This is a genomic window from Niabella beijingensis, from assembly GCF_020034665.1.
Classification (GTDB): domain Bacteria; phylum Bacteroidota; class Bacteroidia; order Chitinophagales; family Chitinophagaceae; genus Niabella; species Niabella beijingensis.
The window spans coordinates 1,142,918-1,160,592 of the sequence record NZ_JAIQDI010000001.1 but is presented as its reverse complement, the minus strand read 5'-3'; the positions used below and the strand labels follow the sequence as shown (position 1 = coordinate 1,160,592).

At 47.9% G+C, this 17,675-nt stretch carries 18 protein-coding genes; 8 read left to right on the top strand and 10 right to left on the bottom strand.

Translation table 11 applies throughout. The annotated features are described in order from the left end of the window. Nucleotides 1-6: 6 nt before the first annotated feature. Nucleotides 7-717 carry a GNAT family N-acetyltransferase gene (locus K7B07_RS04855; RefSeq protein ID WP_223707926.1) on the bottom strand — a complete coding sequence of 237 codons (711 nt, stop codon included), beginning with the start codon at nucleotides 715-717 and terminating at the stop codon, nucleotides 7-9. Between the two features lie 305 nt (nucleotides 718-1,022). Between K7B07_RS04855 and K7B07_RS04850 the strand changes: the two genes are divergently transcribed. Beyond that, nucleotides 1,023-1,460, top strand: coding sequence for a hypothetical protein (locus tag K7B07_RS04850; RefSeq protein WP_223707925.1), 438 nt, complete (start codon nucleotides 1,023-1,025; stop codon nucleotides 1,458-1,460). On the opposite strand, the gene K7B07_RS04845 is transcribed toward K7B07_RS04850, so the two are convergent. The 3 genes from K7B07_RS04845 to upp form a co-directional block, all read right to left on the bottom strand. Beyond that, entirely contained in the window at nucleotides 1,449-2,147 is a 699-nt protein-coding gene (locus tag K7B07_RS04845; RefSeq protein ID WP_223707923.1) for an SAM-dependent methyltransferase, read from the bottom strand. The two genes, K7B07_RS04850 and K7B07_RS04845, sit on opposite strands and share 12 nt — an antisense overlap. 90 nt (nucleotides 2,148-2,237) lie before the next feature. Continuing rightward, nucleotides 2,238-3,578, bottom strand: coding sequence for an NADP-specific glutamate dehydrogenase (gene gdhA / locus K7B07_RS04840; RefSeq protein WP_223707922.1), 1,341 nt, complete (start codon nucleotides 3,576-3,578; stop codon nucleotides 2,238-2,240). 192 nt (nucleotides 3,579-3,770) lie between these two features. Next, nucleotides 3,771-4,421, bottom strand: a complete 651-nt coding sequence (gene upp, locus K7B07_RS04835) for a uracil phosphoribosyltransferase (RefSeq protein ID WP_223707921.1) — start codon at nucleotides 4,419-4,421, stop codon at nucleotides 3,771-3,773. Between the two features lie 111 nt (nucleotides 4,422-4,532). On the opposite strand from upp, the gene K7B07_RS04830 reads away from it, so the two are divergent. The 5 genes from K7B07_RS04830 (at nucleotide 4,533) to K7B07_RS04810 (ending at nucleotide 7,892) form a co-directional block, all read left to right on the top strand. Continuing rightward, nucleotides 4,533-5,615, top strand: coding sequence for an anhydro-N-acetylmuramic acid kinase (locus K7B07_RS04830; RefSeq protein ID WP_223707920.1), 1,083 nt, complete (start codon nucleotides 4,533-4,535; stop codon nucleotides 5,613-5,615). Between the two features lie 49 nt (nucleotides 5,616-5,664). Then, nucleotides 5,665-5,955: an Asp-tRNA(Asn)/Glu-tRNA(Gln) amidotransferase subunit GatC gene (gatC, locus tag K7B07_RS04825; RefSeq protein WP_223707919.1), complete on the top strand. Its 291-nt coding sequence runs from the start codon at nucleotides 5,665-5,667 to the stop codon at nucleotides 5,953-5,955. A gap of 4 nt (nucleotides 5,956-5,959) precedes the next feature. After that, nucleotides 5,960-6,664 (top strand): ABC transporter ATP-binding protein, encoded by a 705-nt coding sequence (locus tag K7B07_RS04820; protein WP_262903523.1) that lies wholly within the window; start codon nucleotides 5,960-5,962, stop codon nucleotides 6,662-6,664. Between the two features lie 90 nt (nucleotides 6,665-6,754). Continuing rightward, a complete protein-coding gene (locus K7B07_RS04815) occupies nucleotides 6,755-7,312 on the top strand; it encodes a cob(I)yrinic acid a,c-diamide adenosyltransferase (protein WP_223707918.1) in 558 nt (185 codons plus the stop codon). A 169-nt stretch (nucleotides 7,313-7,481) separates the two neighbouring features. Further along, on the top strand, nucleotides 7,482-7,892 hold the full coding sequence (locus K7B07_RS04810) for a hypothetical protein (RefSeq protein ID WP_223707917.1): 411 nt from the start codon (nucleotides 7,482-7,484) through the stop codon (nucleotides 7,890-7,892). Nucleotides 7,893-7,943: 51 nt separating this feature from the next. Here the strand turns inward: K7B07_RS04810 and K7B07_RS04805 are convergent, their stop codons facing one another. Then, on the bottom strand, nucleotides 7,944-8,594 hold the full coding sequence (locus K7B07_RS04805) for an ABC transporter ATP-binding protein (RefSeq protein ID WP_223707915.1): 651 nt from the start codon (nucleotides 8,592-8,594) through the stop codon (nucleotides 7,944-7,946). Between the two features lie 320 nt (nucleotides 8,595-8,914). Between K7B07_RS04805 and K7B07_RS04800 the strand changes: the two genes are divergently transcribed. Next, nucleotides 8,915-9,136 carry a DUF2795 domain-containing protein gene (locus K7B07_RS04800; protein WP_018627833.1) on the top strand — a complete coding sequence of 74 codons (222 nt, stop codon included), beginning with the start codon at nucleotides 8,915-8,917 and terminating at the stop codon, nucleotides 9,134-9,136. Between the two features lie 322 nt (nucleotides 9,137-9,458). Here the strand turns inward: K7B07_RS04800 and K7B07_RS04795 are convergent, their stop codons facing one another. Further along, nucleotides 9,459-10,181: a DsbA family oxidoreductase gene (locus K7B07_RS04795; protein ID WP_223707913.1), complete on the bottom strand. Its 723-nt coding sequence runs from the start codon at nucleotides 10,179-10,181 to the stop codon at nucleotides 9,459-9,461. A gap of 107 nt (nucleotides 10,182-10,288) precedes the next feature. Continuing rightward, a complete protein-coding gene (locus K7B07_RS04790) occupies nucleotides 10,289-11,464 on the bottom strand; it encodes an acyltransferase family protein (protein ID WP_223707911.1) in 1,176 nt (391 codons plus the stop codon). Nucleotides 11,465-11,718: 254 nt separating this feature from the next. Here K7B07_RS04790 and K7B07_RS04785 point away from each other — a divergent pair, with 254 nt between their 5' ends. Further along, a complete protein-coding gene (locus K7B07_RS04785; RefSeq protein ID WP_223707909.1) occupies nucleotides 11,719-15,207 on the top strand; it encodes a hypothetical protein in 3,489 nt (1,162 codons plus the stop codon). On the opposite strand, the gene K7B07_RS04780 is transcribed toward K7B07_RS04785, so the two are convergent. From K7B07_RS04780 to K7B07_RS04770, 3 genes are all read right to left on the bottom strand, one after another. Next, nucleotides 15,204-15,653, bottom strand: a complete 450-nt coding sequence (locus K7B07_RS04780) for a cytochrome d ubiquinol oxidase subunit II (protein ID WP_223707907.1) — start codon at nucleotides 15,651-15,653, stop codon at nucleotides 15,204-15,206. The genes K7B07_RS04785 and K7B07_RS04780 overlap by 4 nt on opposite strands. 143 nt (nucleotides 15,654-15,796) lie before the next feature. Beyond that, entirely contained in the window at nucleotides 15,797-16,678 is an 882-nt protein-coding gene (locus K7B07_RS04775; protein ID WP_223707905.1) for a TraB/GumN family protein, read from the bottom strand. Nucleotides 16,679-16,762: 84 nt separating this feature from the next. Next, a complete protein-coding gene (locus tag K7B07_RS04770) occupies nucleotides 16,763-17,599 on the bottom strand; it encodes a DUF6515 family protein (RefSeq protein WP_223707903.1) in 837 nt (278 codons plus the stop codon). Nucleotides 17,600-17,675 lie beyond the last annotated feature (76 nt).

Below are 17,675 nucleotides of genomic sequence, written 5' to 3'. Positions count from 1 at the left end.
AATGATTTAATGAAATAAGTTAAAGAATGATTTTAATGTTCCTGATCCGGTTCCGGTCTTGTCTTTTTTCCGGAATGCTTTCAGGAATTTCCATTGTTTCAACCGCTGGAGCCGTTCGAGCCCGGTTTTGTTTTCTTCAAAAAACGCCTTGGTCTCTTCGGGTTCGTAATGATCCTTGGGGTCATAGAGCATGGCCGTGCACATACAGTTCTTCCGGTCTTTGCTCATCAGGATCTCATAGTTCACACAGCTTTTGCATCCTGCCCAGAACTGCTCGTCCTGGGTAAGCTCCGAGTAAGTAACCGGCTCATACCCCAGCTCGCTGTTGATCTTCATCACGGCCAGACCGGTGGTGAGTCCGAAGATCTTTGCTTCCGGGAACATTTTACGGCTGAGCCGGAAAATGGTCTGTTTGATCTGTTTGGCCACTCCGCTTTTACGGAAATGAGGCGCAACGATCAGTCCTGAGTTGGCTACATATTCCCCGTGGCTCCAGGTTTCTATGTAGCAGAAACCGACCCATTCCCCTTTGCTGGTAAGCGCTATAACGGCTTTACCCTCATCGATCTTTTTTTCGATATATTCCGGACTTCTTTTTGCAATGCCGGTTCCCCGGGCTTTTGCCGACGCTTCCATTTCGTCCGTAATAATGATAGCATATTTTTTATCAGCAGCTTCCGCTACTCTTACGATAATTTCCTGATTGAGATTGTCCACGATGTGTAATTAAGATGAATTTGCGGGAGACCAGTCCTGAAAAGTTTTTGGCGGGGAGATTTCACTGACAGGGCCCAGGTCAGGGGTTCGTCCTGTCAGCAATCAGGACAGCGCATCGGTCGTGGAAAGCATACAGCTACATCAAAACCGACGGCATAAATACCCGTGGTTATATTTGCATGAAATGCAACGTGTTTTGTATGCTTTAAAAAGTTATTCATTTAAAAACAAATTGTACTTTCGATTAGCAAAAATAATGCAATATTGAATATTGTACATTAAATTTTTTAAGTTAAACCTTTTTTATGGAAACCTTACCAATTGAGAACCAAACAAGAGCAAACAAACGTTCGGGTTGCCGCCGGTATTTTTTTATAGCCCTGCTGGTGTTTGTGTTGATTGCCGGAGGGTATGTGTACTGGCATTACTACAATGTGTTTGGCGACGGGGTGAAATCGGGTATCCTTAAGAATGTGGTGCGCAAGGGACAGATCTTTAAAACATTTGAGGGAGAACTGATCCAGGCGGGCATAAAAGGCGCTGTCGGAGGAGGCGCGCAATCCAATAATTTTGTTTTTTCCATCGAGAATAAACGTATTTATGATACCCTTGCGATCCATAGCGGAAAACGTTTCGATCTTCACTACAAAGAATACCGTGGCGCGTTGCCCTGGCGGGGAAATACGGTCTATATAGTCGACAGCATCATTGCAATGACCGATGCCGGTGTTTCACCTTTTTAACAAAAAGATCGCCGGCCGCTTGTGCAGGTCAGGGATTGCCTGTTGCCACTGCTGAATGGTTTTTGTTTGTATGGATTCGTTGGTGCCGGTGATATCCACCGCAATACACAGACGGGTCTGAGGCTGGCATTGTTTTAACAGGGAGTCCAGCAACTGGTTGTTCCGGTAAGGGGTTTCAATAAAGATCTGTGTGCTGTTTTTTCGCAGCGATTCGGTTTCCAGTTCTTTTATGGCTTTGATACGTTGCCCGTTGTCAATGGGAAGGTAACCCGCAAAACTGAACTGCTGGCCGTTTAAGCCGCTGGCCATCAGGGAAAGCAGGATGGAACTGGGGCCTACCAGGGGGATCACCCGGGCACCGGCATCCTGGGCTGTGGCAATCAGCAGCTGACCGGGATCGGCAACACCCGGGCATCCGGCTTCGCTGATGATGCCGATCGTTTTGCCTTCTTCTAGTTTTTGCCGGAATTGCTGCAGCACTTTTTCTTCATCCTTCTGAATGCCGAACCATTCAAAATCGTCGATCACGATTTCTTTTTTCAGTTGCTTCAGATAGCGCCGGGCGGTGCGTTCGTTCTCGGCAAAAAGCACGGTACATTGCTCAATGTGTTCCAGAAGGTACGCCGGCAATACCTGCAGGTTGTCTTCGTGCAGGTAAGTAGGAATAAGATAAACCTGTGCTGTCATAACTGGAACAATGTTACAATTTTTTAATTGAGATATACCGGAACAGCTGCAAGGACCCTGAGGCAGGAAACCCGAACAACGTTCATGGTTTTATACAACACCCTGGGCCAGCATGGAATCGGCAATTTTTACAAAGCCGCTGATATTCGCACCGCGTTCGTAATTGATGTGGCCGTCGGTTTCCTTTCCGTATTTTAAACAACGCTGGTGGATCTCGCACATGATATCCTTCAGCTTATTATCCACTTCCGTCCGGGTCCAGGAATACCGCTGTGAGTTTTGCGACATCTCCAGGCCGGAAACAGCCACCCCGCCTGCATTTGCTGCTTTCCCCGGGGCATAATATACTTTTGCCTTGTTAAATGCAGCTACCGCTTCCGGGGTACAGGGCATATTGGCCCCTTCTGCCACACAGAAAACCCCGTTCTTTATCAAGGTACGTGCATCCGACAACTCCAGCTCATTTTGTGTGGCATTCGGAAGTGCGATATCACATTTGATTTTCCACGGCCGTTCACCTGCAAAATATTCACAATGGTACTTGGTGGCATATTTTTTAATACGTCCCCGTGTATGATTCTTCAGCTCTTTAATGAACTCCAGTTTTTCCTTATCGATACCCGACGGATCATAAATAAATCCCTCAGAGTCAGACATGGTCAGTACCCGGGCGCCTTTTTCAATACATTTTTCTGCGGCAAACTGGGCCACATTTCCCGAGCCGGAAATGGTTACCTTTTTGCCCACCAGTGAATCCTCCCTGGTCTTCAATATTTCTTCTACAAAGTAGATCAGCCCATAGCCCGTGGCCTCCGGCCGGATGAGACTGCCGCCCCACTCGTAGCCTTTCCCGGTAAGCACTCCATTGAATGCCCCGGCAATGCGCTTGTACTGGCCAAACAGGTAGCCGATCTCGCGGCCGCCCACACCGATATCTCCCGCAGGGATATCGATATCCGCACCTACATGGCGGTAGAGTTCGGTCATAAAACTCTGGCAGAATTTCATTACCTCATTATCCGATTTTCCTTTGGGATCAAAATCAGCGCCTCCTTTTCCGGCACCCATGGGCAGGCCGGTAAGGCTGTTTTTAAAGATCTGTTCAAAGGCCAGGAACTTCAATACACCCAGGTTTACAGAAGGATGGAACCGCAGCCCTCCCTTGTAAGGACCGATGGCGCTGTTCATCTGCACCCGGAACCCCCGGTTGACCTGGATCTCACCCTGATCATCGAGCCAGGGAACCCTGAAAATCACTACCCGCTCCGGTTCTACAATGCGTTCGAGGACTTTACTGTTCCGGTACCGGGGCTCTGATTCAATAAAAGGAATAATAGAAGTGGCTACTTCCGTTACAGCCTGTAAAAATTCGGATTCCCCGGCATTTCTTATCTTAACCTGGTTGATGAAATGCCTGATCGATTCGTTCATAGTTCTTTAATAGTAAATAAGATAGATTGGTCTGGAAAAATAAAGAATAATTCCTTACACCGGGGGGTTAATTTTTTTGCCGGCAGACAAAAGGCAATAAAAGGTAGGATCGTCCTACTAAAAAACAAAGAAGTGTTCCCCAAAAAATACAGGCAGCGCGGTTGTTATAGTGATTCCGGTACCGGCGTGGTGTCAGTATTGGGCTTTTCCGCCAAAAGCCAGGTCCCCGGCATCTCCCAGGCCAGGAACAATATAGCCCTTAGCTGTTATCTCATCGTCAATGTCGCCGCACCAGACCTTTAATGCAGGCTCCTCGCGCAATACGTATTCTATTCCTTCAGTACAGGCGATAGCGGCGGCTACATGGATCGTTTTGGGACGGCCCACTTCCCTCAGGAACTGAATGGTTTTTACCAGGGAAGCCCCGGTAGCCAGCATGGGATCCGAAACAATGATGATACGGTCTTCCAGTTCGGGGCTGCTGAGGTATTCCACGTTGATCGTAAAACTTCCATCCTTGTGATGTTTGCGGTAAGCAGATACAAAAGCGTTGTCTGCTTTATCAAAATAATTGAGCAACCCCTGGTGCATGGGGAGTCCCGCTCTTAATATGGTAGCCAGTACCGGCTGCTCTTCCAGTACCTTTGAACTGGAGATGCCGAGCGGCGTTTGGGTCTCCACTATTTTATAAGGAAGTTCCTTACTGATCTCATAAGCGATCACTTCGCCGATCCGCTCCAGGTTTCTGCGAAAACGCATGCGGTCGTTCTGAACTTCAATATCCCTTAGTTCGCTGACCCAATTGCTCACCAGGCTGTGTTGCTCGCTTAAATTGATGATCATGTTGTTTTTAGTTTATTGTTCCCTTGAGTAATAAAAATAATACAATCAATGCAGCCATTAAAGCCGGAACCGTTTTTTGTTTGTTATTTTTGGCAAATCTAAAATTTTATTATGATCTACAGGGCTATAGGTATTATGAGCGGCAGTTCGCTGGATGGGCTGGATATCGCATTTGTGGAATTTCATGAGAACGGGGGCAAATGGCAGTTTGAGATACAACAGGCGGAATGCCTTCCCTATACACCGGAATGGAAATCGAAACTGGAGCAGGCCGTGCATCTGAATGCGCTGGAATACCGGCTGTTGCATACAGATTACGGTCATTATATCGGAGAGCAGGTCAATACCTTTATAGACCGGCACAGGCTGCACTATAAAGTTGCGGTGATTGGCTCCCATGGTCATACCACTTTTCACATGCCGGAACGCCGGATGACCGGGCAGATCGGTGACGGGGCGGCCATCGCCGCGGAAACGGGGCTGACCGTTGTTTCGGATCTTCGTGCCCTGGATGTGGCGCTGGGCGGGCAGGGTGCGCCGATCGTACCCATTGGAGAGCAACTGCTGCTGGGCGCGTACCGCTATTTTTTAAATATAGGAGGGATCGCCAACCTTTCGGTAAATACCGAGCCTTACCGGGCTTTTGATGTTTGTGCTGCCAACAGGGTCTTAAACCTGGTAGCGGGTACAGTAGGGGCGGAGTACGATGCCGGCGGGCGGTTTGCAGCGGCCGGAAATATCAATCAGGCGCTCCTCGAAGAATTGAACGGGCTTGATTATTACAACCAGCCCGCGCCCAAATCGCTGGCAAATGATTTTGGTACGGATACCGTGTACCCCATCCTCCTTAAACATGGCGGACCGGCAGCGGATCAGCTGCGGACCTATGTGGAGCACATTGCATTTCAGGTAGGACGGGCACTGGAGGCAGACCCCGGGTACGGGGAAGAAGGGCAACAACTACTGGTAACCGGCGGCGGGGCGTTTAATGATTTCCTGGTCAGCCGGATGAAAGAACTGCTGAAAGCAGAAGTGGTGGTGCCGGAGGAAAAGCTTGTACAATATAAGGAGGCCCTCATCATGGCGCTGATCGCCGTATTGCGGTGGCGGGAGGAAAAAAATGTACTGGGAAGCGTTACCGGAGCCAGCCGCAACAGTGCGGGCGGAGCGATGTGGCTGGGCGCGGGGGAATGATGTTCCGAATTTGAACGTTAAAATTTAAGGTATACGTTATCTTTGACTAATGGAAGTAAATGAGGCATTAATTGATAAACTGGCGCATCTTTCAAAACTCAGCTTTTCAGATGAAGAGAAACTGGAGTTTCGGGGCGATCTCGAAAAGATGATCGGTTTTGTGGAAAAACTGAATGAACTGGATTTAAAAGCGGTGGATCCGCTGATGCATATGAGTGAGGAGATCAATGTGCTGCGCGATGACGCTGTTAAAGGCTCCATCACCCGTGAAGCCGCATTGCGGAATGCTCCTGCGACCGATGGCGTTTTTTTTAAGGTACCAAAAGTAATCCGGAAATAGCGTGATGCACTCCATCATCCATATCGACAATTTGCGTAAAAGCTATTTTATGGGACAGCAGGAACTGCCTGTTTTAAAAGGGGTTTCCTTAAACATTAACAAGAACGAATATGTCGCCCTTATGGGGCCGTCAGGCAGCGGGAAAAGCACACTGATGAATATCCTCGGATGCCTTGATACGCCTACCTCGGGCACCTATGTACTGAACAGCAAGGATGTAAGCAAGATGGAAGACAATGCGCTGGCTGAGGTCCGTAACAAAGAGATCGGTTTTGTATTCCAGCAGTTCAACTTATTACCGCGGCTTACCGCATTGGAAAATGTTGCATTGCCCCTGATCTATGCAGGTATCAAAAAAAGCGAACGCAATGAAAAGGCGATGCAGATGCTGGAGCTGGTGAGTCTTACCGACCGGTATCACCACAAACCCAATGAGCTGAGCGGGGGACAGTGTCAGCGTGTGGCCATTGCCCGGGCACTGGTCAACGACCCCTCCCTGATCCTGGCGGATGAGCCAACAGGAAACCTGGACACCAAGACCTCCTACGAGATCATGGATATCTTTAACCGGATCCACAGCAATGGAAATACAGTGGTGCTGGTAACCCATGAAGAAGATATTGCCAATCATGCGCATCGCATTGTACGGCTGCGCGACGGAGTTATCGAAAGCGATGAGGCGGTGGCAAAAGCAGCGGTACCATCCTAAAACAGGCGGGCTGAGCCATTCCCGGTCCTGCTGCGGGCCCGACTTCCGCAGTATCAATGCGGATGTCTTATAACCTCAATTCTGAATGCAATGACTTTTCGTATTTACACAAAGACAGGCGATAAAGGTAAAACGGCGCTGATCGGCGGCACCAAGGTTTCAAAAGCGCACCTGAGAATAGAAGCCTATGGAAACGTGGATGAATTGAACTCTTTTATCGGTTTGTGCAGTGATGCCTTGCACGACGCTGCGGGAAAAAAAATATTGCAGGAGATACAGGACCGTCTTTTTACGGCGGGTGCCGTGCTGGCGCAGGATCCGGGTAAACATACAAAAATGCAGTTGCCCGATCTGCACGAGACGGATATCGAATTACTGGAACAGGAAATAGACCGGATGACGGCCGTGCTTCCGGAAATGAAATCGTTTATTGTACCGGGAGGTAGTATCGCTGTTTCTTATCTGCATGTTGCCCGGTGCATTTGTCGCAGGGCAGAGCGCTCCTGTGTACGGTTACAGGAAGAAGAACCTGTGGCAGAGATCGTTATAAAATACCTCAACCGGCTCAGTGATTATCTCTTTACCCTGGCCCGCTATACCGGCCATCTCGCGGGAATTGCGGATATTCCCTGGCGTCCGCGTACCTGATAATCAACCAGGATTACCACCTGCTTTCGCTTTAACAAAAGTTTAGAAAAATTTTCAGCGACACGTTGTTGATTCTAAGCGTCTTTCAGACGTTATCCGGACCACATGCCGGGCTTGGCATAAATCTTGAAATATTTAAACCGTAAACTTTAAAACCGAAAAGAATATCATGAAATCAAGTTCAAAAATTATTTTAGCCGCTTTATTGATCAGTACACTTGCGCTGGGCGCTTGTTCCCGGACAAAAGACGCACTGGGGCTCGATACGATGTACAATGCCATCTCTGTTGGTAAATGGTATCACTGGACCTCTACCGTTACGCCAGGTGCCTCTGTCAACAATCTTCAGGAAGGCCAGTATCTTACGTTCGGTAAGTCGAACGGGACAGCCTACGTATATAATGCGGACGGCAGCCAGGTTACAGGGTCAAAACATACGTATGAGTTCCTCGATACCAAACGTATGGTATTTGACGGTGTGACTTACGAGATCAAGGAGAATTTTGCAGGCAGCTTTAAGACACTTACCCTGGAAAACAAGAATGGAAGTGTTACTACCACACAGGCATTGGAACGTTAAGACGCGTTAAAAAAAGCAATACAAAAAGGTCCGGCCGAGAGCCGGATTTTTTTATACGATAAGCCCGTCTTTCATATGCAACGTGCGGTCGCTTAAGCGGGCCAGTTCTTCGTTATGTGTTACAATAAGAAAAGTTTGCTGCAACCGCTGCCGGAGATCAAAAAAAAGCTGGTGCAGGTCCCGGGCATTGGTGGTGTCAAGGTTACCGGTAGGCTCATCCGCAAAAATGATCTCAGGCTGGTTGATCAGCGCGCGTGCCACGGCTACCCGCTGCTGCTCGCCCCCGCTCAGTTCGTTTGGTTTATTTTCAAGGCGATGAGCAACACCTAAAATGCCCAGCAGTTCCTGCGCCTGTTGCGTCACTTCTTTTTTTCTGCGTCCGGCAAGCCAGCCGGGAATACAAACATTTTCAAGTGCTGAAAATTCGGGGAGGAGGTGGTGGAACTGAAATACAAAGCCGATATTTTTATTCCGGAATGCAGCCAGCTGCCGGCCGCTCAAAGCGCTGATCGGTGTGTCATTCATGACCACCGCACCTGTATCCGGTTTATCCAGTGTGCCCAGGATATGCAGCAGGGTGCTTTTCCCGCTGCCTGACGGTCCTACGATTGAGACCACCTCGCCTTTGCTGATGTCTATGTTCACGCCTTTCAGCACCTGTACGGCGCCATAGGCCTTATGTATATTATTGCCGGAAATCATCGCCGTAAATATACTTATTGTACCCTGCTTCAGCAACAGGATTATCAGGAAGGGACAGCGCCGCCATTTTTAGCACTGATCCGGGTGCGGGGTGCTTTTATGGCATCCGTCCTGAAATCAGAAAAGGCGTTTTTCAAACCCCTGGTTTTGGCACAATTTGCATTGTCGATTTGCACAAAAACAGCTGTTTTTTTGATGAGTTTCCAAATTAATAATAAGTATTTTTTAAATTACAGAATACAGTTACTTTTGCAAAAATTTGAAAATACCCTGAACCTTGTTTCAGGTATCCTGTTAATTATTAAAAAACCGAATATAGTATGTTTTGGACACTTGAGTTAGCCTCTTATTTAGAAGATGCCCCTTGGCCGGCCACTAAAGATGAACTAATTGACTTTGCTATCAGGAGTGGGGCGCCCATTGAAGTGGTTGAAAATTTACAGGAGCTGGAAGATGAGGGCGATGTTTACGAAACCATAGAAGACATCTGGCCGGATTATCCCACCCAGGAAGATTTCCTGTTCAACGAAGACGAATACTAATTCTAATTTCCGAAAAAATTAAACATCAGAAAGCTGCTTCCGTTTCCGGAAGGGCTTTTTTTTATGCTGCTGTAACCGTTTTTCGGATAAGCAGGGGCGCGCCGTTCAAATGCCACAAACACGCAAGTACCATGAAATAACTGTAACCATTTTTGCTGATTGAATACAGCATTCTTGCAGCAATACCATTTTTAATTTATAATGTGAATCAGAGGGCCCCTAATCATTCTTAACTTTTTAATGATTTTAATTCCTGATACACATTTACCGCAAATCTGTGGTACTATTTTCCGTTAAGCTGAAACCTCCGCACTTCCCGCCGTTATCCGCAATCCCCGTCGGGTGTGCAGGATTCCCCCTCTGTGATTTCAAAGGATGCAGCCGGGTTGCTTTGGCGCCATTCCGAAAAAGCCTTGTCGATGGTTTGTGTAAAGGCCTCCGGCGGCTGGGCCTCTGAAACCGCATATTTACGGTCGAATACAAAAAAGGGAACGCCGGTTATACCTAGTTGCTGCGCCTCATCGATATCCTGATTGACCCGGCCCGCATAAGCATCGCCGGTAAGGGATTCGCTCACTTCTGCTTCTGTAAGACCGATCTCCTTTCCCAGTTCCGTCAATGTATTCCGGTCGGCAATATCCCGCCCTTCCGTAAAATAAGCCCTGAAGAGCCGTTCTTCTGCTGCATCGCCAAGTCCTTTTGTTTTAGCCATCTGGATGATGCGATGTGCATTGAAAGAATTCACCGTAACAATGTTCTCGAAATGATAATCGAGGCCCGCATTTTTTGCCGACTGCGTTACATGGTCCAGTAAGGCTTTTACCTGTGCCTGAGGCAACCCTTTGCGTTCCGTCAGATATTGTTCATGACCGATCTCTTCTTTTTCCGGAAGAGAAGGATCCAGCTGGAAACTCTTCCAGGTGATCGTTATATTGTTTTTACCGGCAAATGTTTCAAGTGCCGTTTCAAAATGCCGCTTCCCAATATAACAGAACGGACACATGACATCGCTCCATATTTCTACCTGCATCTTATTTGTACTCATGATTGAATTTTTATGTTAACAAGTTCCGGATCAGAAAGTAGTGTACAATTTTTATGCTTAAACAGGCAGCGGCCCGGATGGCTGCCATTCCGGTAAAAACCGTGCCATCAGCGACTGCTTCCCGGGTCAGTATGTGCCGATGTGACAGCAGGTACCGGCTGAAGCGCTGCTTTGACACCCCGCTGTTTCAGTATACGGTTTCTTAGTTGCAGGCAGGGGTTTTCCACCAGATAGCGAAACAACAACCCAACGGCTATACAATTGAAAACAGCGATCAGCAGGGCAAGATTGCTGGTGGTAGCAATGCCCGTTCTCTCAAGAAGGGTTTGCGTCATGTGGATGACGCCTTTGTGCGACAAATAGATGGTGAACGATAGACGGGCCAGCTGCTCCGTAATGAACCATCCTTTTTTATACAAAAAAGAAGACGGCGCTGCGGCAGCAGCCACCCAGCATCCGAAACCAACAGCAACCAGGAGAAAGCCCCATATGCTGGCAGCAAAAGAAGCCTGGTCCCGGCAGATAAACCAGGCGGCGGTCAGAAAGGGGAGCCCGGCAAGAAAAAATAAATTGCCGTTTTTTGAAATAATGGCAGCGCCGCGGGGGGCATAATGCACCACCCACGCGAGTCCCACGCCGATCAAAAGCCCGTCGAGTCTTGTATAGGTCGGATAATAAATGTACTTGTACCAAAGCAGCCAGAAACCGGTTTCGTTGCTGTTGAGCGGAGCGATCCAGGTATCCCAGGAGATCCAGCGCAGCAACAGCACCAGGAGCAGCAGCAGGAAAAAAAGAACCCGGGGGGCTGAACGGCTTTTATACAGCAGGAGCAGGATAAAAGGCAGGGTGAGATAAAACTGTTCTTCAATACAAAGGGACCAGGCATGCGAGAAAGTACCCTTATGAATCACATCCAAACCGAAATTATGTGTAAAAGTCAGGAATTTCCATAAGGGAGCCAGGGCCTCACGCTCCCTGAAAAAAGGAAAACAAAAATAAAGGGCCACCACAACGAGATAGGGCGGGATGATCCGGAAAAAACGTTTTATAAAGAACTGCTTCAGAAGCAGGGTTCCGCTGGTCTTCAGCTGTCCGAAAAGCTGACCCGCTATCAGAAATCCGCTTAATACAAAGAACAGGTCCACTCCCGTCCAGCCGAAATCAGTAAACTGATCAATCCACGCAGGATGATGAAACCCCCGGTAATGGTATAAAAAAACGAGTAAAATAGCCAGCGCCCTCAGATGATCCAGGCCGTAAAGTTTTTTTGAAATTACGGACATACTTCCGGTGTTTTGATTCATAAAATTTTTCTATTGACAGTTGAATGCCGGCTCCCTGAACCGGGAATTAAAGTTAGTGAAAACCTCCTGCCGGCATAAACTGTTTTAATTAATTTTTCCGATTGCCGGCAATGAACAGGAGTACTGCCGCGAGATGGTGATTCTTTTACTGGTACCGTGGGATGCAAACCCCTTTAACTTTTACCCTTTATATAGCTAAAAAGCCGATTTTTGCCGAATTAAATCTGGCAGTATTGCGTCTATTGAGAAGCATAGCATTTTTTATTTATCTTTTTTGCCTGGCGGGCGGGTTAAGTGCACAGGAATCTCCTTCTTCCCGGCCATTATCCAACCTGAGAAGCAAATTACTGCCGGTTGAACAGGACAGGATCAGCGTGGACAGCCTGAGTATCATTCCCGGCAGTTTTTATGCGGAAGCTGTGGACAGTGCAGATTACCGGCTGGATTATGTAAATGCGGTCCTGTACTGGGTACACAAACCCGCGGAACCGGTAAAGGTGCAATACCGCGTTTTTCCGGTGAAGCTGAACCCGGTAGTACAGCGGATGCAGTTTGATAGCCTGGTGCTGAATTCTGCGGCGCCGATCGCGCCGCCGGAGGCTACCGAAAAGGCCCGCCAGTTATTTAATTTCGGTAACATCAATGCACAGGGAAGCTTTGGCCGGCAGATGGGGTTCGGAAATAATCAAAGCCTGGTACTGAACTCGAATCTGAATGTGCAGCTGAGCGGTATGCTGGCCGACAGCATTGAGCTGCAGGCGGCCATTACTGATAATAATATTCCCATACAGCCGGATGGCAATACGCAACAGCTGAATGAGTTTGATGAGGTATACATCCGCTTCAAAAAAAAGAACTGGCAGCTGAATATCGGTGATCTGGACCTGAGAGAGAACCGCAGTTATTTCCTTAATTTTTACAAGCGGCTTCAGGGTGTGTCGTTCCAGACGGATAACTATATCTCAAAAAAAACGAGCTCCAATACGCTGATCAGTGGGTCCATCGCCAAGGGTAAATTTACACGCAATGTATTCCAGGGACTGGAAGGGAACCAGGGACCCTACAAGTTGCAGGGGGCCAATAATGAGTTTTTTTTTATCGTACTCGCCAATACGGAACGGGTGTTTATTGACGGGGAACTGCTGCAACGGGGAGAGGACCAGGATTATGTAATTAACTATAACACGGCAGAAGTGAGTTTTACCCCGCGCCGTATGATCACCAAGGACAGCCGCATCCAGATCGAGTTTGAATATGCCGACCGGAACTTTCTGAACACAAATGTTTATGGCATGCAGGAGCTCAATTTCAATGATAAGGTGAAACTGCGTGTGGGCTTTTTTAATAACAGTGATGCCAAGAACTCTTCGATCAACCAGGTGCTGGACAACCGGCAAAAGCAATTTCTTTCCCAGATCGGTGATAGCATTCAGAATGCATTGTATCCTTCTGCAGTGCCGGATACCTTCGCGGCAGGAAAAGTGTTGTATGCCCTGGATTATTTAATGGAAGGAACTACGGTGATCGATTCCTTTTACCGCTACTCGGTGAACAGGGACTCTGCAAAATACAATGTTTCGTTCATGGATGTCGGTTTCGGAAAGGGGGATTATGTTGCGGATATTAACAGTGCCAATGGAAAGGTATTCCAGTATGTGGCTCCTGTAAACGGGCAGAAGCAGGGGAACTTTGCCCCGGTTATGGCATTGGTCACTCCCAAGAAACAACAGGTGCTTACACTGGGGGTGGATTATGCCCTCACCAAAAATACCCTGCTGAAAACAGAAGTGGCCGCCAGCAGTTATGATGTCAATACCTTTTCCCGCGTGGATAATGGAGATGACAAGGGTTTTGCGGCAAAGGTCAATCTCTCCAACACAGCAGCACTTAGCAGTAAGAATAACCTGCGGCTGATCTCTGCCATCGACTATGAAATGGTACAGTCCCGTTTCCAGCCTGTGGAACGGCTGCGGAGCGTGGAATTTACGCGGGATTGGGGGTTGCCGTTGGTTACAGCGCGTGTCAATGAGAACATTATCCGGGCCAGCGCCGAACTGAAAAATGAAAAAGGCAACAGCCTGCAATACCGCTTCACCAACTACAACCGGAGCGACCGGTACAATGGATTTCAGAATGCGCTGACCCAGTTTACACAATGGAAGAACTGGACCTTCAATAATGATGTTACCATTACCAATTATTCCGGTGCGCTGGATAAAGGATATTTCCTGCGCCCCGTACTGGATATCAGCAAAAAAATACCGGCGCTTGACAACTGGAGCGTGGGGGCAAGGTATACCCTGGAGCGCAATGAGAGCCGCAACAGTGCAACCGACACCCTTAATGCGACTGCCTTCTCTTTTGATACCTATACGTTCTTTTTAAAATCGGATGAGGCCCGTCAGAATCGTTATGGCATCAGTTTTTATACAAGGGAAGACCAATACCCCGTACAGCGGGGATTTATAAAGGGTGACCGCAGTTACAATCTTAATTTGACCGCAGAACTTTTGTCCAACAAAAACCGGCAGCTTTATATGAACACGACGCTGCGGCGGCTGAAGGTAAATGACGCGGCCGTGAGCCATCAGCAGGAGGAAAATTCCATCCTTTCAAGGCTTGAATACAATATGAATGAGTTCAAAGGCTTTCTTACGGGTAATGTATTGTATGAAGTAGGATCCGGACAGGAACAAAAAAGGGAATATGCCTACCTGGAAGTACCCGCGGGCACCGGGCAATACACCTGGATCGATCTGAACCAGGACAGTGTACAGCAATTGAATGAATTTGAGCTGGCGGCTTTCCCCGATCAGGCCCGGTTTATCAGGATCAATACACCTACCAATGAGTATATAAAGGCAAATTATAATACCCTGAACTACAGCCTGGGTTTTAATCCACGGTTACTCTGGAATGAAAAAACAGCCAGCGGCCTGCAAAAATTTGCAGCACGTTTCAACCTGACCAGCACCCTCCAGGTTTCAAGGAAGGCGCAGGCCACCGGGCCAGTGGCGTTGAATCCTTTCCGGTATGGGCTGAATGATACCAACCTGATCACCATGAGCTCCGTATTGGTGAACACACTTTCGTTTAACCGGCTGAGTACCGTATGGGGAATTGATATCAGCAACCTGCAGAATACGGGCAAGTCGCTGCTTACCTATGGTTATGAAAGCAGGAAGACAAAGGAATGGTCCGTAAAATACCGGCATTTCTTTGGCGGCAATTTTACCTTTAACCTGGATGCGCGCAACGGCGTGCTGGCGCTTTATTCGGATAATTCGCAGTTCGATAACCGCAACTACGAGATCAGGAAGAACAGCGCGGAACCTTCCGTTTCTTTTATCAGCGGCACCACCTTTCGTGTAATGGCCGGGTATAAATATGAGATAAAGAAGAACCGGCCGGATTATGGCGGCGAAAAAGCAGTCTCCAATGCCCTAACAGCAGAAACAAAATATAACATTCTGCAAAGCGCTGCAGTTACTGCCCGCTTTACGCTGGATAATCTGAATTATCAGTCTGCAGCATCAAACACCACAACGGTCAGCTATATCATGCTCGACGGATTGCTGCCAGGTAAGAACTATCTCTGGAACATCATGCTTACCAAACGGCTGATGAGCAACCTGGAACTGAACTTCCAATACGATGGTCGAAAGCCGGGTACCACCAAAACCATCCATACCGGAAAAGCTTCGCTGACCGCGATTTTTTAAAGTTCTTCTGTCGTCGCCGGCAGATCTGCAATGCCCGACGGCGGTGTAGTGGTAAGAAAAAACAGGTCGCTGATGCAAAAGCCAATCCAATAGAGGTAGACACCCAGGTGAAAACGTTCACCCAGCCACCGATGTGAGAGCGCGTTGCGGAAATCGGAATAGGTCAGGTACAGGCCTACCAGGAACAAGAACAGGAAGAACGTCAGCAACAGCACACGTCTGCTTCCTTTGAATTTTTTGTCGATCCAGTACAACAGCAGGGTCACAACTACAAAGAGTATCAGACATACCAGCGCCGCCTGCCACCAGGTTTTAAAAAAGCGGTAGTTTTTGTAAAACGTATTGACACCGACACGGCCTACAAAAGAAATTCCGGATGTCAGTATCCCGGACAGCAGCGAAAAGAGGAGCAATAACCCGGAGAGAAGGTAATAGTTTCGTTTCATAAATTTTTTAATATCCTGTAAACCCGTTTAGGGCGGCTGTGCAGCATTATTGTTTTTATCCGGGGAACTATAATGTGGTGATTATGCGTGGCGCCCGGAATGCACCATTGCAGGATCTGCACAAAGTTCTATAAAAAAAATGATCAGTCAAAAACAGGCGTAACGGTATAGCCTTGTTTTTTCAGCAGGGCGATCAGACCATCGGTACCGCCGAGGTGTCCGGCGCCAACGGCGAACAGTGTGGCTGATTGCTGCATTTTTCCGGGCAGCAGCTTTATCCAGTTGTGATTACGTTCTTTTAGCAGCAGGCTTTGCTGATCAGTGCTTATAAACCGGGGATCGCTCATTAATGTGTTTAACCGGGGCAGGTCTTCCGATCGATACACGCCCACCAGGTCCTTCATGAAATAGGGCGCTTCCCTGATGCCTTTCAATGTCGTCAATAATTCGTCGATCGTGTTCATGGAGCGGATCATATTGATCTGGAATTCGATGGATTCCAGGTGATCGATGCGCAGGGAATCGTCTACAGCCAGGTTATAGAGTTCTTTTTCCATCATTTTTACATTGGCCCTGTCATCGCAGTTAAAGGCCTTTATTGTTAAAATGGACGTAACGCCAAAGGGAGACATATGATTCAATACATCCAGCGTGAGCTGGTTCTCTTTAAACAGACTATCGAGTGCGGTCAGTTGTTCCGGCCGGGCCTGTTTCAGAATACCGGGTACGGGTTGCACCAGCTCCATCAGTTTTTCAGATCCTTCCATGTTGGCAATATCTGCTTCAAAAGTTACCGTATGTACCTGACTGAGTGCTTTTTTAATCTTGGGTGTTATTTCAAAATCTTCCCCGCAAACCATATGCATGGTGCCCAGCAGGTAGGAGGGCGCTGAAAGGTTATTACCGCTGATCTTCCAAAGCATTGAGCGGGCTTCCTGCGCGTTTAGAAAAGTGGCAGAGAGCGTTAACGCTGTAAGCATAAACAAGAGGCCACTTCTGGCAATAAAATATTTAAATCGGTTCATACGGTTTTATATTTTAATGAAAGGCCGGTGCACATCAAAAAAGCGGCCACAAAGGGACCGCCTTTATATTTGCAATTGCCAGAACTATTTTGAACGTACCACTTCATACAACAGCTTCCCTTCTATAGTTACTTCCTTATAGTAGGTCCCTGCCGGTGAACGGTACTGTTTTTTTCCATCTACTGTAACGGCCTGCGAATTTTTGGGCAACTGATCAAACTGATCGCCTACCTGCGGGTGGTTGTAATAAGCATTGCCGGTTGTAGTATCATCCGTATCGCCGGCTGCATCTGCTGCATCATAGGGAGCCTCCGCATCTGTTTCATCGCCGTCATTATTTTCATAATCCCCGGGATAAGCGTTGTCACTACGTGTTGCACTGGCCGCATCGCCGGTATTTAGCTCACCATTTCTTCCCACTACTACGTAAATACGGTCGCCGTTATCATCAAGATCCGGTTTATAATAAGTACCATTGTATTCGTAGTAAGTAGTTCCGTCAATTTTGCGCATACGTGCTCCGTTAGGCAGCCGTTCTGAAGTTGCTCCAAGCGGAGGGGCCACTACTTCATATCTGCCCTTATCGCGTTCCGTATAATAGGTATTGTTTCTGTAGTAGTAAGGCACGCCGCCATAATAAACCCTCCGTGATCCGGGAGGAAGGGCATAGATCGTGGCTCCGATCGGCGGAAGGGCGATACCTACTGAAACACCCACATTTGGTCCGTAGCCGTACCGGTAATAAGGCGCCGGCCAGCCAAAAACCCCACCGATACCCACAGAAACCCGAGGTGCGCGGTGGTAGTGGTAGCTTCTGTAAACACGCTGCGGGTAGCGCCGGTATTGCCCAAAACTGTCAATAGCCAGCAAAAGACTGGCACCCAGCAGGAACATGCCAAATTTTATAAAATTGCTGTTCATTTTTTTATTTATATTTATAAGACGACAGAACCGCGTAAAATGGTGGCAGCGGCGGCTGTTATTGTGTAAAAAAAAA